Raw genomic sequence first — 25,376 nt, 5'->3', positions numbered from 1 at the left:
GGATGCGGGCAGCTATCCACAGGAATCGGCCGCCCGCTGCTTGCGGTGGACCCCGGAGCGGTGCAACCTGCGTCGGTCTGGGTTTGTTCGCAAGGGCCAGTGATGCTTGAGTCGACCGATCATGAAGCCGATGATTCGGCCCCCATCGATATGCTGGAAGCGTATTTCGCCGCGCATGGGTGGGAACATGAGCGTCACGACGAGGAAATCGTTGCGACGGTAAAGGGCAGTTGGGCGACCTACGAACTGCGCGCGCTGTGGCGCGACGACGACAGCGTCCTGCAATTCCTGGCGTTTCCCGATATAAAGGTGACTGAGGATCGCCGCGCTGGCATCTATGAGACGTTGGCGCTGGTCAACGAACAGCTCTGGATCGGCCATTTCGAACTGTGGTCCAACAGCGGCATCCTGCTCTATCGTCACGCCGCGATGGTCGATGGTGGCGAGGACGGCACCATCTCCCTTTCCGCCACCGAGTTGCTGGTCGAATCGGCGATCGAGGAATGCGAGCGCTTCTACCCCGTGTTCCAGTTCGTCCTGTGGGGCGGCAAGACCCCGCGCGAGGCGCTGGCCGCCGCGCTGATCGAGACCCAGGGCGAAGCGTAAATTGGCGAGCATGAGCTTTCCCGCCGGACCGATCTGGCTGGTCGGATGTGGCAACATGGCTGGCGCGATGCTCCGCCGCTGGCTGGCCGAAGGGTTGGACCCGGCGCAGGTCACCGTCATCACCCGCAGCGGCACCCGCGCGCCAGAGGGCGTCCGCTCGTTGACCGCACTTCCCATCGACGAGACACCTGCGATCCTGATGCTGGGGTTCAAGCCGCAGCAACTGAACGACATCGCGCCGACTCTGGCGCATTTGAACCCGGCGATTTTGCTTTCGATCCTGGCGGGCGTGGAGGAGCAGACGCTTGCCGCCCAAATCCCGGCGGGCGCAGTCGTGCGGCTGATGCCCAATCTGCCGGTCGCGATCGGGCAGGGCGTTACCGCTCTTTATACCCGCTCGCCCGACAGCGCCGTCCGTGACGCCGCCGAGGCGCTGGCCCGCCCGCTCGGCCTGGCCCCCTGGGTGGACGACGAGGCGCGGTTCGACGCCGTCACCGCGCTGGCGGGGTGTGGCCCTGCCTTCGTTTTTCGCTTCATCGATGCCATGGCGCAGGCGGGCATCGGGCTGGGGCTGGCACCCGAACTAGCGCAGCAATTGGCTTTGGCTACCGTGGACGGGGCAGGGGCCATGGCGATTACGGCCGATGCTGCGCCATCCGTGCTGGCGGACCGCGTCGCGAGTCCAGGCGGCTCGACCCGCGAGGGGCTGAACGTGCTGGACATGAACGATGCGCTCAAGCGGCTCATGGCCGATACGCTGAAGGCGTCCGAACGGCGTAATCGCGAAATGGCGCAAGCCGCGCGTGGCTGATTTTTAGTTCACGCGAAGCGGCGACGGCACGAAGAGATTTTTGCGAGCGGAACAGCGATGGATGCGGACGTAGATTGCTGATGGCAATCTCGTCATTTCATCCGCTGGTGGTAAAACGCCCGGCGGCGCGTCGCTCGTAACATCTCCGCGTCCTCTGCGCCTCCGCGCGAAACCCAAACTTCTTCGCGCGAACCCTATCACCCGTCGTTAGAGCGCAGATCCTCGATCCTGGCACGCTCGTTCTCGGGGATAAACCCCTCCAGCACCGTCCAGAAGCCCGTCACCGCCTGCTGCCCCGCGCGCGCATAGGCCTTGGACAGCTTCTCGCGCAGCGCGTCGAACAACTCCGCCTCCATCGCGGCCCCGGCCGGAGTCAACCGCAACAGCCGCTGCCGCCGATCGCGGTCGCCCGGTCGCGTCTCGATCAGGTCGCGCGTCGCCAGTTCGTTGAGCACGCGGCCCAGCGATTGCTTGGTGATCGCCAGCAGCGACAGCAGTTCGCTGACCGTCATATCGGGCTTGCGGGCCATGAAATAAAGCGCACGGTGATGGGCACGGCCCAGCCCCTGCGCGGCGAGACCGCGATCGATCGAGCGCACGAGATGGCTATTGCCGAAATACAGCAATTCCATACCCCTACGGAGTTCTGGTTCACGGAGAAACTGTGCCGATGCGGACTGGTTCGAGGCAGCCATGTTGACCCGTCTACTCACACGCCCTAGGCCACGGCAACCCAAAACAGAGAGATGATCATGGAAGCGCATCAATCCCTTACGTTTCGGTTCGATCCTTGCCAGACCCCGGTCGAGGCGAGCGAGCGGTCGGCGCGTCTGGTAGACCCCGGTTTCGGGCGCGTTTTCACCGATCACATGGCCCTGATCCGCTATAGCGACGACAAGGGCTGGCATGATGCGCAGATCACCGCGCGCGTGCCCTTGAGCATCGATCCGGCCGCCTCGGTCCTGCATTATGCGCAGGAGATCTTCGAGGGGATGAAGGCCTATCGCCTGGCTGATGGCGGCACCGCGCTGTTCCGGCCCGAGGCGAATGCCCGCCGTTTCCAAGACTCGGCGCGTCGCATGGCGATGCCCGAACTGCCCGAGAACCTTTTCCTCGAATCGATCGAGCGGCTGGTCGAGGTCGAGCGCGACTGGATTCCCGAACAGGATGGCGGCGCGCTGTACCTCCGCCCCTTCATGTTCGCCAGCGAAGTGTTCCTGGGCGTGAAGCCCTCGGCCGAATATCTCTACATGGTCATCGCCTCGTCGGTCGGCGCCTATTTCAAGGGCGGCGCGCCCGCCGTGTCGATCTGGGTGAGCCAAGGCTACACGCGGGCGGCACCGGGCGGCACCGGCGCGGCCAAGTGCGGCGGCAACTACGCCGCAAGCCTGCTCGCGCAGAAGGAAGCGATCGCCAATGGTTGCGACCAGGTGGTCTTCCTCGACGCGGTGGAGCGCCGCTGGGTCGAGGAACTGGGCGGCATGAACGTCTTCTTCGTGTTCGATGACGGCAGTCTGGTCACGCCGCCGCTGACCGGCACGATCCTGCCCGGCATCACCCGCGATTCGATCCTGACCATTGCCCGCGCCCAGGGCCTGACCGTGCGCGAGGAGCCCTATGCCATCGACCAATGGCGGGCCGACGCCGCCAGCGGCCGCCTGGTCGAAGCCTTCGCCTGCGGCACCGCCGCCGTCGTCACCCCGATCGGCAGCGTCGCCGAGCCCGCGGGCCGCTTCACCATCGGCAGCGGCGGCCCCGGCCAGCTGACCACGCGCCTTCGCGAACAGCTGGTCTCGATTCAGCGCGGCCAAGCCCCAGACCTCCATGGCTGGATGCGCCGCCTGGGCTGATATTTCGCGGTAAATAAGGCTTTTCAAGAACGGCGCGCCGGGTATAAGGCGCGCCTCTCCACTGGGGCGTCGCCAAGCGGTAAGGCAACGGTTTTTGGTACCGTCATACGCAGGTTCGAATCCTGCCGCCCCAGCCATTGATTTCATTGCATTTTTCACGAATTTACCCCCGAATTTAGTTTAGCGGGTGCGGCGTTCTGCACATCGTTCTGCAATTTGGTTTGGTGAGCCTCGATCTTGGCGACCGCAGAATCGCTCAGCGAGGCGGTCATCGCCTGGTAGAGGTCGAGCATTCGAGCGACCGTTGAGACGGTCCAACCCAGCATCGCGGCGATTTCGGACGGCGTCGCACCAGCTTGCGCCAAGACGGTGCAGGCGGTTCCGCGCAGATCGTGGAAGTGCAGGCCGTTTCGTCCGGCCTTCAGGACCGTCCCTCGCCAGCGGTGGTCGAAGTTGACCGCACCCCATGGTTTTCCGTTGCGTGTCAGGATGGTGGCGGCCGTGCGCGGTTGTGCGTCCAGGATCGCTTTCAGCGATTTCGTGACCGGCATGTCGATGAAGCGCTTGCGCTTTGCCTGGCGGAGGTGGATCCGCTGACCATCATAGGACGACCAAGTCAGCGCCAGTAGGTCGCCCTTCCGCTGACCAGTCCCCAGCGCCAATTCGAACGCCAGCAGAATTTCCGGCGTGGCCACCGCGCGTAGCGCTTCGATGTCTGACGGTAGCCACAGCTTGTCAGCGCGATCGGCGCGGTAGACCTTCTTCGGGCGAGTCGCGTGATTGTGGATCAGGTGACCGCGATCGCGGCCCCATTCCAGCACAATGCGCAGGACCCCAAGGACGGCATCCGCCTGGCGGGGGGACGACTTAGCCAGTAGGTCCCGCCATTCGAGGAAGCGTATGCGGATCTTCGGATCTTCGACCACCACCAGGGGGTGCGTCCCGAATTTATCACCGATCTTTATGAGGGCAGCGCCGTAATCTCGCTGAGTGCGGGGTGCGAGCTTCGTGAATTGCGGGCTTTTCTCATAGGCGTCGATGACGGCTTGGAGAGTGCCTGCGGTTCGCGCGACACGCGGCGCTTCGATCGCAGCGTTGTAGGCGCGCATGAAGGCCGGGGTGCCTGGCGCGAATGGCTGCTGTTCGTCGCCGTCGAGCGGCTTCAATGCCCCGTGACCGCGAAAGAAATAATAGACCCGACGCGATCCGTCCGCCAATTTCTTCTCGGACTTGAATACCCCTTTAAGACGCGCGCGCACGCTCCGCCTCCCATTGTTCGAGTGGCGATAGAGCGGTGTTGGCCTTCAACAGACCAGCATGGCGATCGAGCAGCAGATCGTGAGCGCGTATGTCGTAACGATTCGTGCCGCGTACCGGGCCGGGCACCACGCCTTTGGCGCACCAGGCGTCGTAGGTCGCGACGCTGATGTGACCGAGATAAACGCAGATCCCCGCTTTGGTTTGCAGGCGCGCATAAGGATCGAAGGCCTCGGACGCGCTACCCATGGGTGGCCTCCTTGATCGCATCTTCGATATCGATCTGGCGGGTGTCAGGCTTGGCGGAGCCGTAACGGACGGAGAGGTGCGTATCGCACCAGGTCGCGTGTCCGGTTGCGTCGTGATGGCGTGCCGCAAGAGCGAGGGCGTTCGCACCGGTCCAGCCGGTGCCTTGCCCATGGCATGTGACGCAGCCCGCCGATGCCGTTTGGGTCGATACGGTGGGGCGCTTGGCCACGGTGACGGTTCCTCCGCGTTTCATGACCGCACCTCCAATTCGTCCAGGCGAAGCGCAGCCACGACCGTGACGGCCGGGGCGGTGTCGCCAGCAGCGGCCGCCTTTACGGCCGCCGCGAGCTGCAGGGTCGCGGTGATCGCGTTGTCGACGATCAACGCGCGGGCCATCGCCTCGCGATAGTGTGTGGGATCGGCGCGGCGGACATCGGCGTCGCGGACGACCTCGAGCGCGCGGAGGCTTTGGGTCAGGGTGGCGTACATCACGCAGGATCTTCGAGATTGAGGCGGCGGACGATGGCGGTGACGATCGCGTGGGCGTGAAAGGCCAGCGGCTCGGTCAGCGCGGCGGGGAGCTGATCGGTAAGGATGCTTGTCGGGTCATCGCGCAGGTTCTGGCGGAGCGCTTCTAGGCTGGTCAGGAGCGCGCCGGTCGCGCTGTCGATCGCCCGCTTGCGGTCCTCGATCGTGAAGACCGGCCGGGGGCGGGGAGCCGGGGTCGCGATCGGCGCGGCGGTGGCGGGGACCTGGGCAAACCAAACGGTCAGCAAGTCGTCGATGCAGGTCGGGCAGAGATCGTCCAAGCCGTCCTTGCCGACGCTGGCGCCACCACCGTGACGCCGCGCCGCGATGCCGCCCCAGCCGTCCGGGCGGGCGTTGCCATCGACAACGATCGCCTGGACGCCGCAGCGATCACAGCGGAGGGTGAAGGTGGTGGCGATCGACATCAGATCATCCCCAGGGCCTTCATGTAGACCTCCAGGATCGCTTCCTCTTCCTGGTACTCTTCCCGCTTTTTCTTACGGATGTTCATGATGGTGCGGATGGCCTTGGGGTCGTAACCACGGGCCTTCGCCTCCGCGAAAACATCCTTGATGTCTTCGCTAAGGCCCTTCTTTTCCTCTTCCAGGCGCTCTGCGCGCTCGATCAGCAGGCGCAGTTCATCGGCGGTGATATTACCGGCTGCATCGGCAAGTTCGTTGGCGTCGGGCATTTGGGTCATCCTGTGGCTGGTGGGGTGGTGTTCGCGGCGCTGGCCAGAGGCGACTCTTGTAGAGACGGCCTCAACAAGAGCCGGGCGGGTCAGAATTCGGGAGGCGGGCGGCGTGGGATAGGGTGGCAGTCCTTGGCCAGCGCCCGGCACGCGGTGCCGGTGTCGAACCGGACCGAGACGTGGATCCCACGCACGGACAGAACGTCACAGTGCTTGCTGCGCGCCTGGCCAAGCCCGAGATAGACGGCGCGGTCGCCACGACAGAGGCCGGTCCCGACCATGCGATCACCGCCGCGTGTCCTTCGCCTGCGCGGCGATCGTGACGAGGACGAAGGGGATCGCGATGATCGCGATGACGATGGTGCCGAGGAGCCGGACCCAGCGGGGGAGCGGATCGCGGCGCATCAATGGCGGCCCTTCACGCTGGCGCAGGCCAGACAGGTCACATCGTCATGCCAGCCGCCAGCGTCGACGCCGGGCGCCGTCTCCATATCCCAGGCGCTGACCCCGCAGCCGCGACAAATCCGCGGGTGGGTGGAGGCGGGGGCGTGGTGGAGCTGGTGATAGACTTCCCGGTCGAACGGGAAGACGATGCGCAGCCGGTCGAGGGTGGCGGTCAGCCGGGCGCGGACGCCGGGGGTTTCCAGCGAGCGGACCAGCTGTGCGGCGATGCTGACGTCCTCGCGCCCATGGGCAATGCGCCGCGCCACGTCGTCGTGCGACAGGCCAGCGGCGACCCGGCGCAGTTGTAGATAGGCGTCGGGGGTCAGCGGCGTACAGGCGGCGATCGAGGGGAGCGCGACATGCAGCATGGGAGGCGATCCTTTCAGGCAAAGCGAAGGGGCTCCCGGCGACAGGGTGATCGCCGGGTGGGGAAAGACGGGTCAGGGTGGGGCGGTCAGACCGCCGGGATCAGGGCGGCGTCATCCGGGAGGCGTCGCTTCCACGACGTTCACCTCATTGTCGTTGACCGGCGACAACTGCTTCTCGTCGTCATTGGCGGGGCGTGCGCGCCACTGACCCACGGGCAGGATCACCGCCGGGTTCGGCGTGTCGCTTGGCCGGATGGTGCGGATCACCGCGAGCTGCACGACCATAGTGTGGCCGCAGGCGTCGTTCTCGCAATTGCAGCGCAACTCGCGCGTCAACAGGTCGATCTCGACGCTGTCGCGCGTGATGGACCGCGACCCGCAATGCGGACACGCGATCGCCGGGATACGGACAATTTTCTTCTTCACTTGAGTGGACCCCCGTCTTTCCCCGCGCCGCTGACATCGGACGGGAGGAAACTCGACAGGCGGCGCATCAGCGCGTCGAACGCGCTGCCGGCCTGTTCCACCTCTGCGAACGCGCGGAGGGCGTCCAGCGGAGAGGCGTTGGATTGGGTGATACGGATGGCCGCCGCGATAGCCTCGCCAGCCTCGCGGCTGACCGTGGCGATCTCGTCCAGCAGGGCGCGGGTGCACGCCTCCTGGCGCTGCACCTGGATCCCCAGCTGGAATTCCATGGCGTCCAGGAAGGGCGCGCCCTGGCCACCGGCCGCGATATAGGCGGCGTCGAGGGCTTGTGCCTGGGCGATCGTGGGGACGGTCTGGGATTTCGGGTCCGACCAGTGGCGCACCGCGCGCAGCGACCGGTCGGCGGTTGAGCAGACCCCGTCCCATCCAATCACGCCCGCTACGCGTGTAGCGGCGTCAGCATAGGTGAGGGGCGCACGGAGAAGGGTCACGCCGCGTCCCGCATCTTCGTGCTTTCGGGTATGATGACCGCGACGGCGCGGGGGCGCGGGCGGACGGGCGGGGCCTGGTGGTGGACGACGAACCATTGACCGCGCAGGGCGGCGGAGATCTTGGCGGCGTTGCCGGTAAGCGAGCGGGCGATCGTGGCCACCGCCGCTACGCCCGCCAGGCAGAAGATCGCGATCAGGCTGGCATAGCCAAGTCCGTGCATGAACAGGTCCTGGGTCATGCGGCCTCCACGATGATGCTGAGGGGGTGGACGGTCATGGCGTGCTTGGAACCGTCCAGGACGACATGGGCGTAAGCCGTGCTTTCGCGACCTGGGTGGATGACGGTGCCCTTCGCACCCTCCAGGCCAGCGCCTTCCCCGGTGATCTTCACCCGCGTTCCGTGACGAATGTCACGGCGATAGTTGCGGCGGACATAGTCGTAGGGATCGATGACGATCGCGGTCGCGGGGACCTTGCGGATCGACACGCGGCGAAGGAAGTCGCCAAACTTGCCGTCCGTCCAGTCGAGGAAACTGGCGTAGCGCGCGGCGCTGCGGCTGTAGGCCGCGACGATGAAGGGCCTGTAGCCCCCGACCGTCACCTCGAACAGCGGCCATGGGGCCGGATGCTGTGCCGGTGTGGTCATGGCTTAACACACTGCATTTCGGCGCGCCGATTGCCGTTCTCAATCGGCGCGCCGCCCTCTACCACCTCGTTGCCTGGGAGTACGGAGGAGGTGGGTTCGGGATATATATCGGGGCGGAGACGGTGACGCGAGATGCCCGTCGCTTCCTCGATCGCGAGAACATGTTCAGCAGGAAGGGGGCGGTCATTTTTCAGCCATTCACGGACTGATGATTGCCGCTTCCCAATGAGGCGACCGAACGCCGTCTGATTGCCAGCGGCGCGAACCGCTTCGGCAAGGACGGAATTGATCTGATGTTCCAGGCTCATAAGAACGACCTAACGACTAGCCGTTATGGTGTCAAACGAATAACAGGAGTTTCATCTAACGATGAGCCGTTAGATAAGGCTCGCATGACCCTTGGTGCCCGTATCGAAGAGCGACGGATCGCGATTGGCATCTCGCAGGCTGAGTTGGCGCGACGGGTAGGCGTCCGTCAGAGCACTATTAATTCCCTTATAAACGGCGACTCGCGTTCATCCCGGTCGATCGTTAAAATTGCGCAGGTTCTGCACACCACACCGGCTTATCTTGCTGGCGAGATATCGGATCCAGAAGAGAACGCCCCCTTACCTCCGCCCCCAATAGCCCTGACAGCCCGCCTGGAGGTCACGCTTGGATCGGAGGAGGCTCTAGCCCTGATGTTCGAGGGGATGCTTGCGGGGCTCGACCCGAAGGCGTCGCGGGCATCGCAAGCTCGGCTGCTTGCACGTAAGCTGCCCATTGCGCTGTCATCTCTGCAAGGTCTGCGGACTTGGTCGGGGACGCGGACGGACCATCCTGCGGCGTCATCAGAAGCCGACGCAGATCTCGCCACAGCGAATCGCGAAGCCTGACCGTGACCGAGCAGGCGATCTCACAGGGGGTGCAACCCCGCTCGCACGCCGGAGTCGCGCGGACCAGCCGCCCGGTCATCGTCGCACGTCGCACATGAGCGAGCCGCCCCGGCCCGAAATCGAAGGATCGGACAGTGCCCGGCCATCGGCGATGGCGGAAAACCGTGGTTTTCCTCCTAACGAAACCCGGCCGATCGCGCTGTCGCCGCGCCAGCGCGAATGTCTGCGGCTGGTCTGGTCGCACCGGGCCACGTCGAAGGAGATCGCGGCGCAGCTGGGCCTCAGCAAGTCGACGGTTGACAAGTATCTTGCCGAGGCGATCGAGCTGACCGGTGCGCGCGATCGGCGCCAGGCGGCCGCGCTGGTATTTGGCGAAACCCCGATATTGCAGGGGGAAGGGCGGGATATCGCCCCCGTCGAAGTGCCCCCTGCGGAATCGCAGTACGATTCTGCACGGGTATCCGGCCCGACCGCCGCAGCCCTAACCCCTGACCAGTCGATCGGGGCAGCCCCGTTCTGGCCCACCTTGGGAGAAGGCAGGCGCCTCAACACGCTCACGCTGTTGCAGACGCTGGGACGGATCGGGCTGATCGCGGTGGCGTCGCTTGCCGCCCTGACGCTGGCTATGGCGTTGGGCAGCGGGTTGCCACCCGTCGCGAAGCCCGTGCTTCGTGCCTTCGATCGACTGACAGGATAATCGCGGGGACCTCCCCCGCCGGGGAGGTCGATATGTCGAGCATGGAAACGCGGATCGGTGTGGCGCAGGCCGTGGGCCTGCCCCTGATGCGTGCCGAAAAACTGCTGGATGAAGCGTTCGTGCTGCTGGCACAGGCTTCGTCCGCCGCCATCGAAGGGCGCCGCGCGGCGCGCCTGCCGCTGCATTCGGGGCATGACGCCATCGACCAGGTGGTCAGTGCGCAACAGACGCTGATGCTGGCGCGCAAGGCGGTGCACACCGCCCATTACGGATTTCGCGATATCGCCGATGGCATGGCCGTCCCGGCCCGCGCTTATGGTGACCATGGCGACACGCCTCGCGAAGCCGATCCCCTCGCGCCGATGCGCACCGGCGCCCAGCTGGCGGTCGTGCAGGCCGATGCGGCTTGACCAACCCGGGTTGACGCGGTGCGCGACCAGGCCCGAAGGAGTAGGCCATGAGCCTGTTTCTGTTCCTCGGCGTGCTGCTCGCGACCGGCGTCTATGCGCTGGCGCGGGGCGGCGCGCCCGAGCGGGCGTCCGCGCTGCTTCAGCTCGGGGCGTTTGCGGCGGACGAGCTGGTCCACCGTCTGGTCGACGGGCGGGCCTATTCGGCACTGGCGGTGGGATCGGCGCTGGTCGACGTGACGCTGTTGCTGGCGCTGGCGGTGCTGGCGTCCAAGTCGACCAGGCACTGGCCTTTGTGGGTCGCGGGCTGGCAATTGGCGGCGATCGTCGCGCACTTGGCCAAGCTGATCGATCCGACAATGCACGCCACGGGTTACGCGATAGAGTTGCAGATCTGGGCCTATCCGATGCTGCTGGCGACGGCCGCCGGGACCTGGCGCTATCGCACCAGGCGCGCGGCCGGGCTGATCGAGCCGGACTGGAAGACGCTGGACGGACGGCCGATCGTCGTCTGACGGGTGTGGCATGATGCGCGTCGAACGGGCGCGCATGGCCGCCGATATCTTCGCCTCGCGCCGGGATCGCGACGCCGCGTTCGTGGGCGTCGAGGGCGGGTTCGGCGAGCCTGCATGGGATATGTTGCTGATCCTCTACATCCTTGATGCGGAGGGCCGGGTCGCAACGCGCCACGAGCTGCTGATCGCCGCCCATGTCGAACGTGAGATTGCCGAGCCGTATATCGGCTGGCTGATCGCCAGGGGCTTGGCGGGGTCGGGAGAGGATGACGGGACGGTCCGCCTGCTCGATGCGGGTCGGGATATGATGGACGGCTATCTGGAGCGGCGCGGTAGGCGCGGCCATGACAGAGATTTCATGCATTAACCGGCACTTGGCGGCGACACCGACGTGGCGCCATCCCGGTAAAATCAGGTATGATTTTGTATGGGGTGACGGATTTCTGCGGGTTTCGGAGTGTTAAATCCGGGTTGTGACCGAAATGGTTTGGATAGTCTTCGGTACAGGGGGTGGATCAATGAAAAAGGGACCAATCATTGCGGTCATCGTGCTGCTGATCGCTCTGGCGGGCGGCTGGTATTGGGGGTCACCCCGGTACACGCTTCACCAAATGCGCACGGCTGCCGAGCAAGGCGACACCGATAAGCTGGCGTCATACATCGATTTCCCTGCCCTGCGATCCAGCCTGAAAGAAGAACTGAAGGCGAAAGCTGCTGCCGAATTCACGAAAGAGGGCAATGGCATGGCGGCGCTAGGGGCGGCGCTGGCCATGAATATGGTCGACGGAATGGTCGATGGCATGATTACGCCCGCAACGATGCGAAAGGTGTTCGTCAAAAACAAGACCAGTGGGCCGGAGGGGATCACCAAGGTCGACGCAACTGGAAGCGACCTCATCGTCGACCGAACAGGTCTGGACCAGTTTCGCCTGCGCCGCGCTACGAAGGATGACGGCAACGGCCTGATCTTCACGCGCCACGGCCTTGGCTGGCAGCTTTCGGCAATGCGGATTCCTGAATGAAATAGATATTATAATAACAGGGGAGGGTAAGGATTTGGGACGTTTTCGATACCTGCCGATGATGAAGGCGAAGGCGGGAGAAATAAACGCTTTGGCAACGCTAACGCCTCAAGCGCGTGCACGCATACTGCCGGTCTTCCATATCGGAGAAGGTGCGACGAATAGCTTTGCACCGGGACTCGCGGCGATTTGGGCTGGCAATCTCACTGGTCTCGACGGCAGCTTCAACGCCAATCACAGTGGCCATGCTACCGCCTTTCAGACCATGTTGAACGGCATGCGCAATGGCGGAATTCCAACGATGCCTGTCGTTGGAATGCAGTACCCCGCGCAGTATATGGCCATGGCGACAGGCCTGATCGATGGTCATGGGCATATCGTCAAAGCGACATTGGCCGAACTGCCACATGTCCATGCGTGGGTCTTGTCTCAGGGCTGGAACCCCAACGATATCGATCTGGTCATTAATGTTGGTCACTTAGGCGGCGTGGATATCGCGTCTTACGCTGGTTATGTGGACATGGTCATGCGCCAATCCTTTGCGATCTATGTACATTATCGCTCGGTTACGTTAAGCGCTGCCGCTGCCCCCAAGGACCATAGCGGATTGCTACGTGGGAATAACGTGCTGCCACGCTCCGACTGGGTGCTGTGGAACATCGTGACGCAGCAGGTTCCATTCCGTCTGGACTACAGCGACTATCTAACTGGTCATCCCGACCTGACCGAACCGCCGGGTCCGGCTATGGGTAGTGCGACGGTAAGCGCACGATACACGCTGGATAACGCCTGGCTTATCATCAAGGGGGTCCAGACGGGCGGCGCATACGGCTTGCCAATGGCAACGCAGCATCAGTCGCATGCGAACATCATCATCGGGTACAACGGCTTTAATCACGTGACCGGCTGTTGGGCCGATGCCGAATTTCAGGCCGCAGCCGCAAACATTACCCGTCGATCAGGTCGGCAGAAATGGTCAGAATATGCTGCCAATCGCCACATCTCACTGGTGGCAGACAGGCTTCCCTAACCAAGCCTGGCGATCCTTTAGGCAACGTCGAACCTTCGCGCTCAATTCAGGGAGCGCGAAGGCTTCGGTAAGCCGCAGCGCCACCTTTTCACGGGAAGCGCTGCGAACACCACGCGCGGCGTCGGCTGCCTCGAGCAGCTCAAGGGCTTCCTCTTTCCAGAGCAGGCGGGCAATTTGTATGGCCTCTACCGCCGGGTTCTGCTGTGGCTGGCGGTATAATTCCAGTTGGACCCCGTCTCGCTCACCGTGAGCTATGATTAAGCCCCACCAATCCGGTACTTCTGCTTCTGCGTGTCGCATGTGCTTGGATGCAGCCACCAAATGAAGCTGATCAAATACCCGACTGTATAGGCCTGCCTGCACGGGCAAACGGTCCAGCGTGTCGCGCTCGCTTTTCAGTTCGTACCCGCTCAATGAGCCGTTGATGACAGCCATGTCGATACGAACCGAGCCGTGCCAAATGCCCATCTCTTCGACGATTCTCGTGTCAGCATCACCTTCATGCTCAGCAACGAGGCGACTCCGTACAGCCAGTCTGACGTCGATATCACGCATGCGACGTGCCCCTACGGGTGAGCCGTTAGGATGTCATTAAATTTTGTTTCGTTCAACAGAACTAGGCCTGTTCTAGCTTTACCTGCGAGGTGAAGCCCCGATCGCCCAGGCTGTGCGACACCTCGGTCACCAGCCAGTCGATCGCATCGATCTGGCGCTTGAAGCCGCTGACCTTCGCCTTCTGCTCGGGCCCGAGATCGGCGCGGCCCAGCGCCAGGTTGATCGAGAAGCTGACCGGTTCGCGCGCGGCGCGGCCATGGGCGGCGGTCGCGGCCTGGCGGGCGGCGTCCTCGGTCGCGTACACGCGCGACAGGTGGCGGGCGCCGTCCGGCTTGCCGGATACGAATTTCTCGCGCTTGCCGGTGGCGCGGTTGTGCCAGGTGGCTTGCACCCCCTCGCTGTCGTCGCGTTTCTGGCGGTCGAATTGATGGGCGTCGCCGGAGGACCGGACGATCGTGACGGAGGGGAGGGCGGTGCCGGAGGGGGATTTGCCATCGCCCACGGGTTTGAAGATCAGCGCGCCCGCCTTGACGGTCGCCACGGCATCGTATTCGCGCCCCAGGCGGCGCAGGAAGGCCAGATCGCTTTCCCGGCTCTGGGCCTTTGCATGGACCGCGATCGAAGCCAGGGCGGCCGCGCAGCGGGGTTTCAGCTGGTGGCGTCCGGCGATCTCCGTGACGATGCCACCCAGGGTGGTGGCGTTGTGACCTTTCTCGCGCCGCTGCTTCAGCCCGGCGGTAAAGTCCGCAGCCTTCGCGCGGATGGTCAGCGCGGCCGGGGATCCGCCATGTGCGACCGTCTCGACGTGAAACTCCCCCTTGTCGACCAGGCCGATGGTCACGCCGCTGCCCTGGCGCCAGCCGAGCGAGACGCGGATCCGCGCGCCGGTGGGAGGCAAGTCAAGCGCGTCGTCGCTGTCGTCCAGGACCAGATCGAAGGTGTCGGCTTCCTCGCCACGCTTTTCAGCAATCCCCATGGAGATCAGGCGAGGCCGGGTGCGTCCGCCGGACAGCGTCACGCGCCCGGCGATGATCTGGGTGATGTCGCGGCCGTCGACGGTGACGCGGTAGTCGGGGACGAACTGGATCATGCTTCGTCCTCGTCGACGCGCAGCAGCTCGATCGCGAAGTCGATCTGGCGCGGCGCGCCGTCGGGCCACAAATGCTTCTTGGTTTCGGTCAGGGTGGTGATGACGAACGCGCCGTAGACATAGCCCCGGCCGTCGACGAGCGGCCATGCGTCGCCGGTGTTCGCCATGCGGCGGATCTCGTCGAGCGAAACCTCGCCACCGGCGATCTCGGTAAAGACCGAGCCGGGGAGCGAGATCGTCTCGTCACCGGGGCCAGTGAATTGGGTGGCGTCGCGGGCACCGATGCGGGTGGCGGTCGCATGACGCCAGCTCGACTTGCGCTGAATCGCGTCGAAGGCCAGCGTGTCGATGCCGAAGGCGAACATGCCGAGTGCAAGCAGCATCGGTCTTTACTCCCAATCCGGCCGGTCAGCGAAGGTCGGGGAGCCCGCGACCGGCGCGCCGATCCCCAGCTCGCGCAGCTTTCGCGCGATCAGGTCCGCGATCGTCGTCTCGCTCTGGCCAGGTGCGCCGTAGATCTGAATGGTGATCGGTGCAGGCGAGGCGATCGGCGCGGATGCGCGGCCACCTGTGCCGCCCGGCCCGGGCGCGGCCATCGCCATGGCGGGGAGGGCGGACCCGGTGACGATCGCGGCGGACAGGCGGCGGGACAGGCCGTCCATGCGCTTGACCGGCTCCGATTCCTGCGCGGCGATCCCCAACGTCAGGCCGTCGACGATGTTGCCACCGAACCCCGCGAAGACACGACTGGGGGAATGGATCCCCAGCGTCCGGCGGAACCAGGTGGCGATGTTGGTCCCGGCGCTGATGACCAGCGCCTTCAGCGCCGCCAGCTTTTCGGTGATCCCATTGATCAGCCCCTGGATCATCCAGCGCCCGGCGTCGGTCAGGCGGGCGGGCAGGGTGACCCCCATCATCCCGAGCAGGGCGGAAAAGCCGCGCCAGAGCAGCCCCATCGGGCTGAAGTTCAGGAGCAGGGCGGAGATGCCACCGATCCCGCCCGCAGCGGACGCGCGGATCTCTCCCCAGATGGAATTCCAATTCTTGTAGAGCAAATAGGCCGCCGCGCCGATCGCGGTGACCCCGGCGACCACACCCACGGCGATGCCAATTACCGGCAAAAGGCCAATACCCAGCGCCCCGGCCGCGAAACTGAGCGCGGCAAAGGGCGCGACCAGCCCGGCGATGACGATCGCGCCGCCCCCCAGGACCAAGAACAGGGTGGCGAAGGTCGCAGCACCGATCGCCAGCGCCTTGGTCAGGGTGGGGTGACGGCGGGCGGCATCGCCGATCCAGGTGGCGAACGCATTGAGCTTGGACAGTCCGGCGTTGACGGTGGGCAGCAGCTGCGCACCCAGCGTCACCGCCAGGGTGGCGGCGTTGGTCGAGAAGGCTTTGCTCTGTTCCGCGGAGTCCTTCATGCGTTCGGCAAAGTCGCGGTCGGTGGTCCCGTCCGACTTCATCGCGTCACTTCGGATCTGGCGGAACAGCGCCATATTCTGGATCAGTGGGCGCAGGCCCTGTTGGACCTGGCTGTCCTCGAACAGATAGCCGAGCTTCGACAGGTCGCCTTTCAGCGTCTTGTTCGTGATCTCGGCAATAGCTTCGAGCGGGGTTTTCCCCTCCTTATACGCCTTTTTCAGGGCGTCGGGCAGGCTGACGCCCATCTTCTCGAACGCCTTCGTGGTGGCCGGGGACGAGATCTTCTGGAGGACGTTGGCCAGGTTGGTGCCCGCGCTGGCGCTATCGCCAGCGCCTTTCCGCGCGATTTGAAGCCCGGCCGCGAGATCGGCGACGGCGCCGGTCCCAGTCTGCCCCAGCGCCTGGTAGGAGGCGGTCAGCGATGGGAAGACCCCCGCCATATCCTTGATCTCGAACGCGCCCGCCTTGCCAGCCTTTGCCATGATGTCGATCACCCGCTGCGTCTGTGCGACGGGAACCTTCAGATTGTCGGTCGCGGCAAAGCTGGCGTTGGACAGATCGGCGATTTCCGCTTTGTAGGCGGTCGCGGCGCGGCCGATCGGGCGCATCATCGCGACCGCGTCGGGAACGCTGGCACCCATGCCCGCCAGCGCGTCGACACCGGCCTGCATGTCGGCAGGCATCTGGTTGGCGGCGCGGGCGGCGATCAACAGGCTTTTGCCCAGCGCCTCGGTCTTCGTCCGCGACAGATCGGCCTTCTGACCGATATCGGTCATGGTCGATTCGTATTCCCGCGCGGCCTTCACCCCGGCGATAATCGGCGCGGCCATCGCCATGCCGGTGCCGATCGCGGCCGCACCGCCCGCCGCCATGCCGGTCGCGATGCCTTGCGCGCGGGTGAAGCGGGCCCGGCCCGCCGCCATGCGACGTTCACGATCGGCCGCGCGCTCGAGGCGGCGTTCCTGCTCGGTCAGCTCCTGGTTGGTGCCGTCGACCTGGCGGCGCAGCTCGCGTTCGTGGCGCGCAAGGTCGGTGGTAGCGATCCCGGCGTCGCGCAGGCGGGTGCGGAGTTCGCCAAGCTGGCGGGTTTCCTGCGCGTGCTGGCGTTCCAGCCGCTCCGCCTCCTGCTTGGCGCGCTGGAAATCGCGGGTCATGGCGCGGGTGGGGTTCTGGGTCTGTCCTATGGCGCGGCCCAGTTCGGTCACCCGCTGGCGTGCGCTCTGCAATTCGGTTTCGGTGGAGCGCAGGCCCATCTTGAGGGCGCGGAACCCGGCGATGTCGCCCTGAGCACGTTCCAGCGCCTTCAGCCGATCACGGGTGGTGCCGAGCGCCTGGGCAGCGGCGCGCGACCCGCCCGCGATATCGCGAAGCGGCCGGGTGGCGCGGTCACCGGCTTCGATCAGCAGGCGGAGGCGAAGATTACGATCCATGACGCTCCGGGTCGTGACGGCGGGCGGCCTGGTGGCGCCAGGCCATCAGTTCGGCGACGGAAAGGCGGTCCATCGCCTGGGGTGGCCAGTGAAAGACGAATGCGATGTCCGCCATCGCGTCCTCTACGTGGAGGGGAAGAGCGCCGCCCGCGCCGCATTCGTCAGACAGAAATTTGCGATCTCCCCCGCGATCTGGGTCACATCGGCCGGGTCGAGTCCGGCAAAGATGTGCGGGACCAGGGCGGGGGTGGTGACGCGTGGCGCGACCAAGGCGATCTGGTCATAGTCCATGCGGACCAGCCCCCCGAGATTGGCGCCGCGAAGCGCCCCGCCCAGCGGGCGGCGAATCGTAATTTTGGTGCCCTTGGGCATCAGCACCTTGTCATCGTCGTCGAGCGCATCATTTTCGAGCGTGATGGTTTCGGTCTTGCGTGCGGTCATGAGATGGGTCCGGTTGTTGTGGGGCGGGCCGTTGTTGCTACCCGCCCCGGAAAAGGATCAGGCGACGGTCAGGACAGACCGAACGCGGAGCGATGCGCCTCCATCTGGTCGACGCCCCCGACGCGGGAGATCATCCCGAGGACGTCGATGTAGCAAAGCTCCTCGTCGTCCATGGTGACCGACAGGAAGCTAAGCTGACTCTTCACCTTGAATTCGGTGTCGGAGCCGGGCTTCCATTCCCCAAGGTCGATTTCTTCGTGACGGCCGCGCGTGACCATCTCGATCTTGTGAAAGGTCCCCGCCGCATCGTCCTGATAGGACCCGACGAAACGCTGGTAGACGCCGCCCACCGACAGCATGCCGTACTGGCGAATGATCTTGCGCAGGGGGCCACCATAGACGGCCTCCATTTCCAGCGCCTCGCCACCCATGTCGATCTTGATCGGGCGGTCCATGCCGCCCGCGCGGTAATCCTCCAGCTTGCGGACGAGCTTCGGCGGGGTGATCGACACCGTCTCCCCGACGAACGCCTCGCCTTCGTTGAACATCATGAGCTGCTTGAGCTTCGGCGGGAATGCCATCGGATCAGTCCTTTACGATGAGGGTCAGGCGGCGACCGACAGGGTCGCGAAGTCGAGCAGGAATTCCGTCGTGATCTCCTGCTCGATCCCCAGATTCTCGAGCGGCGGGACGGGCGTGTATCGGAAGCCGATGGTCAGCTTTCCGGCCTTCAGCGCGTCGACCGGGTTCTTGGCGCCGTCGAAGCTGGCGACGGCCCCCAGGATACGCCCGGCGCGCTTTTCCATGCGGAACAGTTCGTTGACCTGCTCGACGATGTCCTTGACCAGCGAGGGGACCAGCGGCTTGTCGAGCGCCCACACCAGGCCGATCGCGATGCTGTCCGCCAGGATCTGCGCGGTGCGGACCGCGCCTTCGAACGCGAAATCGCTATCCTTCACGGCGCAGGTGCGGTTGCCCCAGAAGCGAAGCGTTCCGGCAATGCGCACTACAGTGACCAGCTCGGAGGCGTTCAGGACGTTCGCGTCGCAGGTTTCGTCCTGCAGGTCGAAGGTGACGTCGTCGGTCAGGCCGTCAAGATCGTTCAGCGCGACGTTGGACAGGGTCTTGTGCCAGCCCTGGGTCGCGTCGATCGCGGCGCGGGCGCCCATCGCGACGGCCGCGACGGGGACCGCGATCGATGTGCCGTTTGCGCCGTAAGGCGCGGTGACGCCGGGCCACAGGAGGGTCAGTTCGCGTGCGTCGGGGAACAGCGCCCGGTGGGCGATGGCCGCGCCGCGATCGAGGCCCAGGGCCTTGGCATAGACGCGGGCGCGCATCTTCTTGCCCACCAGCACCAGGGCCCTGGTCACCGCCTCCGATTCCAGGCCGGGGGCCCCCAGGATCCGCGGCTGGACGTTGAGCTGTGCCGGGGCGGTCAACAGCGCCTGCATCCCGGTCTTCACGCCCGCGACGTCGGCGCCGATGATGGCGGCGGTGGTGGCGGCGTCGGTCCCGCCCGGCGCGACACGGACGACGACGATCGTCGTGTCGACCTGCCCGGCGATGGCGCGCAGGGCGGGCAGCAGCGTGCCGGTCGCGCCCGCCTTGGCGATCGCGTCCTGGACGTTGGTCACCTTCACCGCCGTATCGAGCGGAAAGGCGGTGGCATCGGCCGCAGGCGCGGTCGCCACCAGGCCGATGACGGCGGTGGCGACGGTGGCCAGGCCGCGCGGCTGGCGGGTCACCTCGCGAACGTTGATGCCGTGCTGAAAACTCATGAGGGGGCCCTTTGCGAAAGCGCGGACAGCGCGCGGATGGTCGAGGTGGCGATGAAGGCGGGTTTGCCTGCGACGTCGGTCCGGTTGCCGGTGATCGTCAGCACGGCCGCATGGCTGTCCGCGCCGGGCGCCAGGGTGATGCGGCGGATCCGCGCGCGCGGTTCGTGGAGCAGCGCCAGCGCAGCCGCCGCGATGACGCGCAGCCGCCCGAGCTGGTTGTTAGGCTGGTCCAGTTGCTCGGGGACCAGGCTGCCATAGTCGCGGCGACCGACGCGGGTGCCGAGCGGGGTCGACAGGCGATCGTTGATCGACTGGACCAGGTGGTCGACGCCGGACAGGGGGCGGCCGGTGGTGCGGTTCATGCCGATCATTGCGGCGGACCGGAGATGGCGGCGCCCGCCTGAACCTTAGTGTGGAGGTGGTTCTTCAGGCTCTTGCCGCCGCCTACGACGTCCTCGCTGGCGGTCAGCTTGCCGGTCACGTCGACGGGGCCGTCGATCGTGACGGGGCCCTTGATCGACAGCCCACCGTCCGCGACGATCGCGGCCTTGCCGCCGGAGGGGAGGGCAATCGTCAGGTTGTGGGTTTGGGGATCATAGGCGAGGCGAGCGCCGTCGTCGCATTCCAGCGCCACACCGGGGCCGCGCCCGATATGCGGATGCGTATCGCTGGCCAGGCCACCGATCACTAGGCCGCGCGCGGCGTCGCCTTCGGGCGCCAGCACCAGGACCTGTTCACCGATCGAGGGTGGGAGCCATATCCGCACCGCACCCATGCGCGGTGACAGGAAGGGGATATCGCCGGTGGTCAGGTCATCCGCGAATTCGACGGTGCAGATCCCCGCATCGTGATCGACGGACGCGACCAGTCCTTCGCGCAGGAGATCGCCCACAAGGCGCTGAATATCAGCAGGATCAGCCATGGCCGCGACCATGCGCTTTGCGTATTTTCTGGCGAGGCCCGCCTCTTGTAGAGACTGTCTCTACAAGAGTTAAGCGATGGCCTGACGATTGGCTTAATCGCCTGGCGCGGGGACCGCTTCAGCAAATAGGGCTGGGGAGACGATGGAACGCGAGCCGCCCTCATCGACAAGCCAGTCCCCTTCCGAAATCCACTGTGTCCCTGTCGACGTTTCGACTTTTCCAATGATTCCCCATCTGCGCGTTTCGATCGCGACGCCTTCGATGGTTTGACCCAGCCACTGCATCGCCAAGACGGCTCGACCTTCATAGACATAGGGCTGCATCAGAAGTGACCCATTGCAGATATGGTGAAAGGTAATGCTTTTCCGTCACCGGTCGGCGACAAGGTTTGAACGTCGATATGGCCCGGTGCTCGAAACGCCCAGCTTACCATGCCCGGGACATTGTTCAGCGTGACGACCGGATTGATCCGCGTCGCGTCGCGTGGGGGGACGAGATAGTGCAGGCGAAACAGGCCCGGCGTGGCTAGCAATTCTACCCGCGCGATGTTGGTCGTGGCGGCCGGGTCCTGGTCGTAGGTCCCGTCCGCGTAGACGGTCCCGTTGATCACTTCGGTCTTGTCGCCGAGAATTGGGAAACCATAGGTTTCCGGCCGTTCGTTGTCGCTGGGGTAGATGTTGCCGGGGTTCTCGATCAACTTGATCCCCTTGGTCTGAATACGCACGGCAGGGCGCAGGCGACTGGATTCATAGGTTCCGACATTGCGATATTCCTGCGGCCCGTGATCAATTACCAGCGAGGCGTTGGCGCTGGCGGCAAGACCGGTAATCGCCGCATCGATATGATGCTTGACGAAACGCCCGCCGCCCCGGTGGCAGGTGTTCATGTACCATTTGACCATCGCATTATAGGGATAGCCGTGGGCAAGCTGAAGGTCCGCATTACCCTGACAGTTTTCGAAATAGGAGTTGAACACGGTCAGGCTGGCGGAGCCCTCCGGGGTCCCGAGTTCCGCCAGTATGGTGCTGCTCTTGTCAGCGTCCATGCCACAATTTTCGAACCGGACCGTGTCGATCAGGGCGTTGGCGGGGCGGATCAGGTGCAGGCCGATGTCGCGTGTCCCGCTGACCTGTCCGCCGCGCATCTGGAAAACGTTGGGATTGGTGAAGTCACCAAGCTGCGCCCGCAGCCCGACATTGGCGGTCAGCAACTGCAATTCATCGGCGCGAAACTGGATGATGTCGCGGAGGTCGGCGTTCAGGTCGAACCCCTCAATGATGACGTCACTGAGCCACAGCCCGACGACGTAACGGGCCTGAAGGCCAATGCCGGTGCGCGCGCCGATCGGGTGCCGCCGGAGCCACAGCCCCTCGATCCGCGTGCGCATGAGCACACCGTCATTGTTGGTCGTGCCGCGATACCCGGCGACGCGTAGCGCCGGGGAAGCCGCCGGGCCCGTGTAGAAGATCGCCGTATTGTTCGACCCCTCGCCAACGATGTTGGCGCGGCGCAGATCGCCGTCGTCGTCGATCTTCTGATCCGCCCGATAGGTGCAGTCGAGCGGGACGCTGGTATAGTAGCGGCCGCCACCGATCTCCAATGTCTTGCCACCGACCGCGACACCTTGGTTCTCCCCACCGAACGCGGCGTCGAGACACGCTTTTACGGCGGGCCCGACGTCGACGAAGCGGCCGAGGTTCGTCAGGTTGCGCATTGCGGGGGTCATCGCCTGATACAGGCTGATGCGTTCGTTGTTGGTTTCCTCCTGGGTCATGGAAGGAGAGGCTTTGGCGCGCGGCTTGGTGACCAGCCCGGATGCACGCTGACGGCGCCATGCCCCTTGCGTTAGCGGCACATGATCTGACTTCACGACTATCGCGTCGATCTCATCCGCAGGCGTCGCGCTATAATCCCCCGCGATCCAGTACCAGGTGGACCCATCGAAGTCCGACTTGCCGTCAAGGACGGCAGCGCTTCGCAGCGCTGCCAGATCGAGCCGGAACGCGTCGGCGGGGCCGGTATCGCCCCGGTCGCCCTTGTACCAGAATTGGAGGAACGGCACGATCAGGTCGCGAAAGCTGGCCAGCGTCGCCTGCTTGGTCGACTTGCCTTGGACGATCGGGAGCAGTTCGGCTCCCGTCAGCGCCTGGGTAACGGGAAGGTCGGTGATCTTGGCCATTTAGCGCCCCCACGCGCGCCAGCTAAAGCCGACAGCGTCGTTGTTCGTCGATTGGTGGTTTTGGAGAAACAGGTCGGCGCGGTCGGCAAACAGCGCGACCTGCTGAATGGTCGTCTGACCATCGACCGCGCCGCCACGATTGATCGCGGTCGAAAAGACCCCGGTGCACTCTGTCGGAAATGGCCGGGGAAAATTCAGGGAGAAAGCTCCCTCGGTCGCGCGTGTCGGCGCGGAACCCCATTGCTCGACCGTGCCATCGGACAGGTGACGATAGCCGTCACTCGCCTCGACGACGAACAACACCCCCGCCGCGATCAGTTCGCGCGGCGTGATCGCCGTATCGCCCGAAAGCCCGGCACGAATCTGCGCGGCGCTGGCGGCGTCGACGGTCAGCGTGCGATTGGTGTCGTTGCGCCCGCCGCCCTTGACCAGGCCCGAACCAAAAACTGTCCGGGCCGCCAGGCCGTCGAGCGCGGTCCCGATCGCGCCGGACAGTGCGCCGAGCGACGCATTTATGGCATCGATCAGCGCTTTCAGACGGTCTTCGCTGGCCTTGACCAGCTTGGTCGTCACACCGACGGGCGCGGGGCGCTGCATGTCGGTCCCGGCGATCGCCTCGGCTTCGGTTGCCAGCTCGACGACACCCTTCACCTCGGTCGTGGCGGGCGGATTGAGAAAATCGGTGTTGCCGAAGGTCAGCCGAGTGATGTCACCGGTGGGAAACGCGATGTCGATCGCGGACAGGAAGGTCGCGCGCGGCGATTTCTGGAATAGCGCTTCATTCTGGCCATAGGCCGCAAACAGGGTGCCGTCCGCCAGGAACAGGCCAAAGCCATAGGCGGTATAGCCGACCTCTGCATCGTCGCGCATCGTCAGGTGGACGACCGCATCGCCCACCTGCTTGCCCGACACCATGGTGATGCGACGAAACTCGCCAGGCAGCGCCTCTAGCGTCGGGGCGGCGACGATCGGCCGGTCGGTCAGCCCCACCGCCGCGATCGTCAGGTCGAGCCCGGCGGTCAGCTGCGCGGCGGTGAATTTCGCCATACCGGCGCGGGTGATGGTGAGGGTCAGCGGGATCATGCGGCGGTGTCCAGGATGGAGCCGGTTTCCGCCTGCATCGGCTCGCCAAGCTCGGTCTGAAGGTAGAAGTCCCAGGCGGGTGAGGTGTCGTTGACCAGGGCGGCGTCGTCGCGGCGATAAGCGGCCATGCGGACGTGGCCCTGCACGGCGACGCCGCCCGACAGGGTCAGGGCCTGCACGACCGTCAGGTGTTCGCGTAGCGGCTTCACCCGCTCGACCGCCGTGATGATGTCATCGACGATCGCGGCTTGTGCCCGCGCGCCGCCCGCCGCCCCGGCCTGGGTGACAAGCGGGATCTCGATCTCGAATGTACCGGGCAACAGCCGGTCGCGATCCTCGTGCCACTCGATCACGCGCGACAGCCCGTCGATGCGCGACAGGATCAGGTCGACCGAGCCGCGCGTGCCCTTCATGCGATGCAAAGCGATCGATTCGGATACGGCCTGACGCTTCGTCGCCTCCGACCAGCCGCTGTCCCAGGCGTCGACCGACAAACCCCAGGCGAGCCAGGGGAGCCACTGCGCGGCGATACGGGCGGGATCGAGCAGCGTGTCGATCGGCGTGTTTATCGCGCTGATGCGCGATACACCGGCTTCCAACGCGCGTTCGAGCGCGGTCGCGTTGGGGGGGAGCAGCGTCACGACGCATAACCCCCGTGATCGATCACGATGCCGGTGCACCATCCGGCTTGGGTCCGGTCGCAAGTTACGTCAGCGGCGGGGGTCGTCAGGTCGACGCGGTGGACACCTGCGACGGTCAGCGCGGCGCTGATCCCCGATCGGGTAATCGTGCGGCCGATCTTACGGTTCTCGACCAGATAGGCGTCCAGCCTGGCTCGGGCTGAGGCCAGCACGACCGACAGGTCGGGACCGGCAAAGGTGACCAGGCTGGCGCGGATGGCGAATTTGACGATGCCAGCGGATTTGACCGTCACCGCGTCACCCAATGGCCGCTTGTCCCGGGCGCTGGTCGCGGCGGTCACGGCCGCGATCGAGGCGGCGGGCGCGGTGCCATCGCCCGTCCGCGACAGGATGGATACCAGGACTTCGCCACGCGCGGGTGTCGTGGCGCTGGCGTCCAGCACGTCACCGGCCGCGCCCTTGGCGAGCGCGACGTAAGCGAGTTCGGGCCCGGCGGTGGAAAAGCGTTCGGGAGCCAGGACGATACGCTGGCGGAAATCGTCATCGCCCTCCATCACCGCCGCAGCACCGGTCGTGGGATTGGCGGGCGTGATGGTCAGGCGCACGACCCCGACCAGTGCGCCAAGGTGATCGAGGTTACCGCCGCCCGCATAGGCGACGAACAGTTGCAGCGCGGCGTCCTGAAACTGGCGGCGCAGCAGCAGTTCGCGATATGCAGCCACCTGAAGGACTTTGACCGCCGGATCGCTGTCGATTGTGGCGTCGAAGGTGGGGAGCAGCCTCTGCACATCCGCGACCATCGTCGCGACGATCGCCTCGAAATTGAGCTGTTCGACCAGCTCGGGCGGCGTCAGCCGCGACAGGTCGATGGTGGTTGAGGTGGCGGCCATGGTGGCGACCATGTCGTTTGCGGCGCCAAGG

The 25,376-nt window shown here is 65.2% G+C and carries 38 protein-coding genes and 1 tRNA gene; 11 read left to right on the top strand and 28 right to left on the bottom strand.

The window, feature by feature from the left end:
- Nucleotides 1–102: 102 nt before the first annotated feature.
- Together SSA01S_RS01420 and proC are read left to right on the top strand one after the other, a co-directional pair.
- On the top strand, nt 103–606 hold the full coding sequence (locus SSA01S_RS01420) for a type III secretion system chaperone family protein (protein ID WP_061778859.1): 504 nt from the start codon (nt 103–105) through the stop codon (nt 604–606).
- A gap of 10 nt (nt 607–616) precedes the next feature.
- Nucleotides 617–1,417 carry a pyrroline-5-carboxylate reductase gene (gene proC, locus SSA01S_RS01415; protein ID WP_061778858.1) on the top strand — a complete coding sequence of 267 codons (801 nt, stop codon included), beginning with the start codon at nt 617–619 and terminating at the stop codon, nt 1,415–1,417.
- A 197-nt stretch (nt 1,418–1,614) separates the two neighbouring features.
- Here proC and SSA01S_RS01410 read toward each other — a convergent pair whose 3' ends face one another.
- A complete protein-coding gene (locus SSA01S_RS01410) occupies nt 1,615–2,112 on the bottom strand; it encodes a MarR family transcriptional regulator (protein WP_058717037.1) in 498 nt (165 codons plus the stop codon).
- Between the two features lie 51 nt (nt 2,113–2,163).
- Here SSA01S_RS01410 and SSA01S_RS01405 point away from each other — a divergent pair, with 51 nt between their 5' ends.
- Complete coding sequence (locus SSA01S_RS01405) at nt 2,164–3,267, top strand: branched-chain amino acid aminotransferase (protein WP_170171620.1); 1,104 nt, start codon at nt 2,164–2,166, stop codon at nt 3,265–3,267.
- A gap of 62 nt (nt 3,268–3,329) precedes the next feature.
- A tRNA-Gln gene (locus tag SSA01S_RS01400) sits at nt 3,330–3,404 on the top strand.
- Between the two features lie 18 nt (nt 3,405–3,422).
- Here the strand turns inward: SSA01S_RS01400 and SSA01S_RS01395 are convergent.
- The 12 genes from SSA01S_RS01395 to SSA01S_RS20210 form a co-directional block, all read right to left on the bottom strand.
- Nucleotides 3,423–4,526: a tyrosine-type recombinase/integrase gene (locus tag SSA01S_RS01395; RefSeq protein ID WP_156477609.1), complete on the bottom strand. Its 1,104-nt coding sequence runs from the start codon at nt 4,524–4,526 to the stop codon at nt 3,423–3,425.
- On the bottom strand, nt 4,510–4,773 hold the full coding sequence (locus SSA01S_RS01390) for a hypothetical protein (RefSeq protein ID WP_061778855.1): 264 nt from the start codon (nt 4,771–4,773) through the stop codon (nt 4,510–4,512). Before SSA01S_RS01390 ends, SSA01S_RS01395 begins: the two co-directional genes overlap by 17 nt.
- The gene (locus SSA01S_RS01385) at nt 4,766–5,026 is read right to left on the bottom strand and encodes a hypothetical protein (protein ID WP_061778854.1); all 261 of its coding nucleotides are present in this window, start codon (nt 5,024–5,026) and stop codon (nt 4,766–4,768) included. Before SSA01S_RS01385 ends, SSA01S_RS01390 begins: the two co-directional genes overlap by 8 nt.
- The gene (locus SSA01S_RS01380; protein WP_156477608.1) at nt 5,023–5,265 is read right to left on the bottom strand and encodes a hypothetical protein; all 243 of its coding nucleotides are present in this window, start codon (nt 5,263–5,265) and stop codon (nt 5,023–5,025) included. The genes SSA01S_RS01385 and SSA01S_RS01380 overlap by 4 nt, the downstream gene beginning before the upstream one ends.
- Nucleotides 5,262–5,726: a hypothetical protein gene (locus SSA01S_RS01375; protein ID WP_061778852.1), complete on the bottom strand. Its 465-nt coding sequence runs from the start codon at nt 5,724–5,726 to the stop codon at nt 5,262–5,264. Before SSA01S_RS01375 ends, SSA01S_RS01380 begins: the two co-directional genes overlap by 4 nt.
- Entirely contained in the window at nt 5,726–5,992 is a 267-nt protein-coding gene (locus SSA01S_RS01370; RefSeq protein ID WP_061778851.1) for a DUF2312 domain-containing protein, read from the bottom strand. The genes SSA01S_RS01375 and SSA01S_RS01370 overlap by 1 nt, the downstream gene beginning before the upstream one ends.
- A 404-nt stretch (nt 5,993–6,396) precedes the next feature.
- A complete protein-coding gene (locus SSA01S_RS01360; RefSeq protein WP_061778849.1) occupies nt 6,397–6,804 on the bottom strand; it encodes a hypothetical protein in 408 nt (135 codons plus the stop codon).
- A gap of 111 nt (nt 6,805–6,915) precedes the next feature.
- Nucleotides 6,916–7,230 (bottom strand): Ogr/Delta-like zinc finger protein, encoded by a 315-nt coding sequence (locus SSA01S_RS20010; protein ID WP_244885509.1) that lies wholly within the window; start codon nt 7,228–7,230, stop codon nt 6,916–6,918.
- The gene (locus SSA01S_RS20005) at nt 7,227–7,721 is read right to left on the bottom strand and encodes a hypothetical protein (protein WP_061778848.1); all 495 of its coding nucleotides are present in this window, start codon (nt 7,719–7,721) and stop codon (nt 7,227–7,229) included. The genes SSA01S_RS20010 and SSA01S_RS20005 overlap by 4 nt, the downstream gene beginning before the upstream one ends.
- Complete coding sequence (locus tag SSA01S_RS01345) at nt 7,718–7,960, bottom strand: hypothetical protein (protein WP_061778847.1); 243 nt, start codon at nt 7,958–7,960, stop codon at nt 7,718–7,720. The genes SSA01S_RS20005 and SSA01S_RS01345 overlap by 4 nt, the downstream gene beginning before the upstream one ends.
- Nucleotides 7,957–8,367: a hypothetical protein gene (locus tag SSA01S_RS01340; RefSeq protein WP_061778846.1), complete on the bottom strand. Its 411-nt coding sequence runs from the start codon at nt 8,365–8,367 to the stop codon at nt 7,957–7,959. The genes SSA01S_RS01345 and SSA01S_RS01340 overlap by 4 nt, the downstream gene beginning before the upstream one ends.
- Nucleotides 8,364–8,675 carry a transcriptional regulator gene (locus SSA01S_RS20210; protein ID WP_082794858.1) on the bottom strand — a complete coding sequence of 104 codons (312 nt, stop codon included), beginning with the start codon at nt 8,673–8,675 and terminating at the stop codon, nt 8,364–8,366. Before SSA01S_RS20210 ends, SSA01S_RS01340 begins: the two co-directional genes overlap by 4 nt.
- On the opposite strand from SSA01S_RS20210, the gene SSA01S_RS18965 reads away from it, so the two are divergent.
- From SSA01S_RS18965 to SSA01S_RS01305, 7 genes are all read left to right on the top strand, one after another.
- Nucleotides 8,580–9,242 (top strand): helix-turn-helix domain-containing protein, encoded by a 663-nt coding sequence (locus SSA01S_RS18965; RefSeq protein WP_244885507.1) that lies wholly within the window; start codon nt 8,580–8,582, stop codon nt 9,240–9,242. The genes SSA01S_RS20210 and SSA01S_RS18965 overlap by 96 nt on opposite strands.
- A 151-nt stretch (nt 9,243–9,393) precedes the next feature.
- The gene (locus SSA01S_RS01330) at nt 9,394–9,939 is read left to right on the top strand and encodes a helix-turn-helix domain-containing protein (RefSeq protein WP_156477616.1); all 546 of its coding nucleotides are present in this window, start codon (nt 9,394–9,396) and stop codon (nt 9,937–9,939) included.
- Between the two features lie 32 nt (nt 9,940–9,971).
- Nucleotides 9,972–10,349 (top strand): hypothetical protein, encoded by a 378-nt coding sequence (locus SSA01S_RS01325; protein WP_061778843.1) that lies wholly within the window; start codon nt 9,972–9,974, stop codon nt 10,347–10,349.
- A gap of 47 nt (nt 10,350–10,396) precedes the next feature.
- Nucleotides 10,397–10,861: a hypothetical protein gene (locus tag SSA01S_RS01320; protein WP_061778842.1), complete on the top strand. Its 465-nt coding sequence runs from the start codon at nt 10,397–10,399 to the stop codon at nt 10,859–10,861.
- Between the two features lie 10 nt (nt 10,862–10,871).
- Entirely contained in the window at nt 10,872–11,228 is a 357-nt protein-coding gene (locus SSA01S_RS01315; protein ID WP_061778841.1) for a hypothetical protein, read from the top strand.
- 115 nt (nt 11,229–11,343) lie between these two features.
- Nucleotides 11,344–11,883: a DUF2939 domain-containing protein gene (locus SSA01S_RS01310; protein WP_082794856.1), complete on the top strand. Its 540-nt coding sequence runs from the start codon at nt 11,344–11,346 to the stop codon at nt 11,881–11,883.
- 58 nt (nt 11,884–11,941) lie between these two features.
- Complete coding sequence (locus tag SSA01S_RS01305) at nt 11,942–12,913, top strand: beta family protein (RefSeq protein ID WP_061778839.1); 972 nt, start codon at nt 11,942–11,944, stop codon at nt 12,911–12,913.
- Here the strand turns inward: SSA01S_RS01305 and SSA01S_RS01300 are convergent.
- The 15 genes from SSA01S_RS01300 to SSA01S_RS01230 all read right to left on the bottom strand — a co-directional run bounded on the left by SSA01S_RS01300 (nt 12,887) and on the right by SSA01S_RS01230 (nt 25,345).
- Complete coding sequence (locus SSA01S_RS01300) at nt 12,887–13,468, bottom strand: sce7726 family protein (protein ID WP_061778838.1); 582 nt, start codon at nt 13,466–13,468, stop codon at nt 12,887–12,889. The genes SSA01S_RS01305 and SSA01S_RS01300 overlap by 27 nt on opposite strands.
- Before the next feature lie 61 nt (nt 13,469–13,529).
- A complete protein-coding gene (locus SSA01S_RS01295; RefSeq protein ID WP_061778837.1) occupies nt 13,530–14,558 on the bottom strand; it encodes a contractile injection system protein, VgrG/Pvc8 family in 1,029 nt (342 codons plus the stop codon).
- Nucleotides 14,555–14,941 (bottom strand): phage tail protein, encoded by a 387-nt coding sequence (locus tag SSA01S_RS01290; RefSeq protein WP_061778836.1) that lies wholly within the window; start codon nt 14,939–14,941, stop codon nt 14,555–14,557. Before SSA01S_RS01290 ends, SSA01S_RS01295 begins: the two co-directional genes overlap by 4 nt.
- A gap of 6 nt (nt 14,942–14,947) precedes the next feature.
- Complete coding sequence (locus tag SSA01S_RS01285; protein ID WP_061778835.1) at nt 14,948–17,410, bottom strand: phage tail tape measure protein; 2,463 nt, start codon at nt 17,408–17,410, stop codon at nt 14,948–14,950.
- Nucleotides 17,400–17,525, bottom strand: a complete 126-nt coding sequence (locus SSA01S_RS01280) for a GpE family phage tail protein (protein WP_061778834.1) — start codon at nt 17,523–17,525, stop codon at nt 17,400–17,402. The genes SSA01S_RS01285 and SSA01S_RS01280 overlap by 11 nt, the downstream gene beginning before the upstream one ends.
- Before the next feature lie 8 nt (nt 17,526–17,533).
- Nucleotides 17,534–17,851, bottom strand: coding sequence for a phage tail assembly protein (locus SSA01S_RS01275; protein WP_061778833.1), 318 nt, complete (start codon nt 17,849–17,851; stop codon nt 17,534–17,536).
- A 68-nt stretch (nt 17,852–17,919) separates the two neighbouring features.
- Nucleotides 17,920–18,432, bottom strand: a complete 513-nt coding sequence (locus SSA01S_RS01270) for a phage major tail tube protein (protein ID WP_061778832.1) — start codon at nt 18,430–18,432, stop codon at nt 17,920–17,922.
- Between the two features lie 24 nt (nt 18,433–18,456).
- A complete protein-coding gene (locus SSA01S_RS01265) occupies nt 18,457–19,629 on the bottom strand; it encodes a phage tail sheath subtilisin-like domain-containing protein (protein ID WP_061778831.1) in 1,173 nt (390 codons plus the stop codon).
- Nucleotides 19,626–19,991 carry a GPW/gp25 family protein gene (locus tag SSA01S_RS01260; RefSeq protein WP_369691208.1) on the bottom strand — a complete coding sequence of 122 codons (366 nt, stop codon included), beginning with the start codon at nt 19,989–19,991 and terminating at the stop codon, nt 19,626–19,628. Before SSA01S_RS01260 ends, SSA01S_RS01265 begins: the two co-directional genes overlap by 4 nt.
- 5 nt (nt 19,992–19,996) lie before the next feature.
- Nucleotides 19,997–20,551 carry a phage baseplate assembly protein V gene (locus tag SSA01S_RS01255; RefSeq protein ID WP_061778829.1) on the bottom strand — a complete coding sequence of 185 codons (555 nt, stop codon included), beginning with the start codon at nt 20,549–20,551 and terminating at the stop codon, nt 19,997–19,999.
- A gap of 93 nt (nt 20,552–20,644) precedes the next feature.
- Nucleotides 20,645–20,875 (bottom strand): hypothetical protein, encoded by a 231-nt coding sequence (locus SSA01S_RS01250; protein WP_061778828.1) that lies wholly within the window; start codon nt 20,873–20,875, stop codon nt 20,645–20,647.
- Nucleotides 20,875–22,731 carry a hypothetical protein gene (locus SSA01S_RS01245; RefSeq protein ID WP_061778827.1) on the bottom strand — a complete coding sequence of 619 codons (1,857 nt, stop codon included), beginning with the start codon at nt 22,729–22,731 and terminating at the stop codon, nt 20,875–20,877. Before SSA01S_RS01245 ends, SSA01S_RS01250 begins: the two co-directional genes overlap by 1 nt.
- Nucleotides 22,732–23,814 (bottom strand): gp53-like domain-containing protein, encoded by a 1,083-nt coding sequence (locus SSA01S_RS19925; protein WP_174521617.1) that lies wholly within the window; start codon nt 23,812–23,814, stop codon nt 22,732–22,734.
- Nucleotides 23,811–24,455, bottom strand: a complete 645-nt coding sequence (locus SSA01S_RS01235; protein WP_061778826.1) for a phage tail protein I — start codon at nt 24,453–24,455, stop codon at nt 23,811–23,813. Before SSA01S_RS01235 ends, SSA01S_RS19925 begins: the two co-directional genes overlap by 4 nt.
- Nucleotides 24,452–25,345 (bottom strand): baseplate assembly protein, encoded by an 894-nt coding sequence (locus tag SSA01S_RS01230; protein ID WP_061778916.1) that lies wholly within the window; start codon nt 25,343–25,345, stop codon nt 24,452–24,454. Before SSA01S_RS01230 ends, SSA01S_RS01235 begins: the two co-directional genes overlap by 4 nt.
- Nucleotides 25,346–25,376: the final 31 nt, after the last annotated feature.

Source organism: Sphingomonas sanguinis NBRC 13937 (assembly GCF_001591005.1).
In the GTDB taxonomy this organism is placed as follows: Bacteria; Pseudomonadota; Alphaproteobacteria; order Sphingomonadales; family Sphingomonadaceae; genus Sphingomonas; species Sphingomonas sanguinis.
This window is presented reverse-complemented; position numbering and strand designations above follow the sequence as displayed.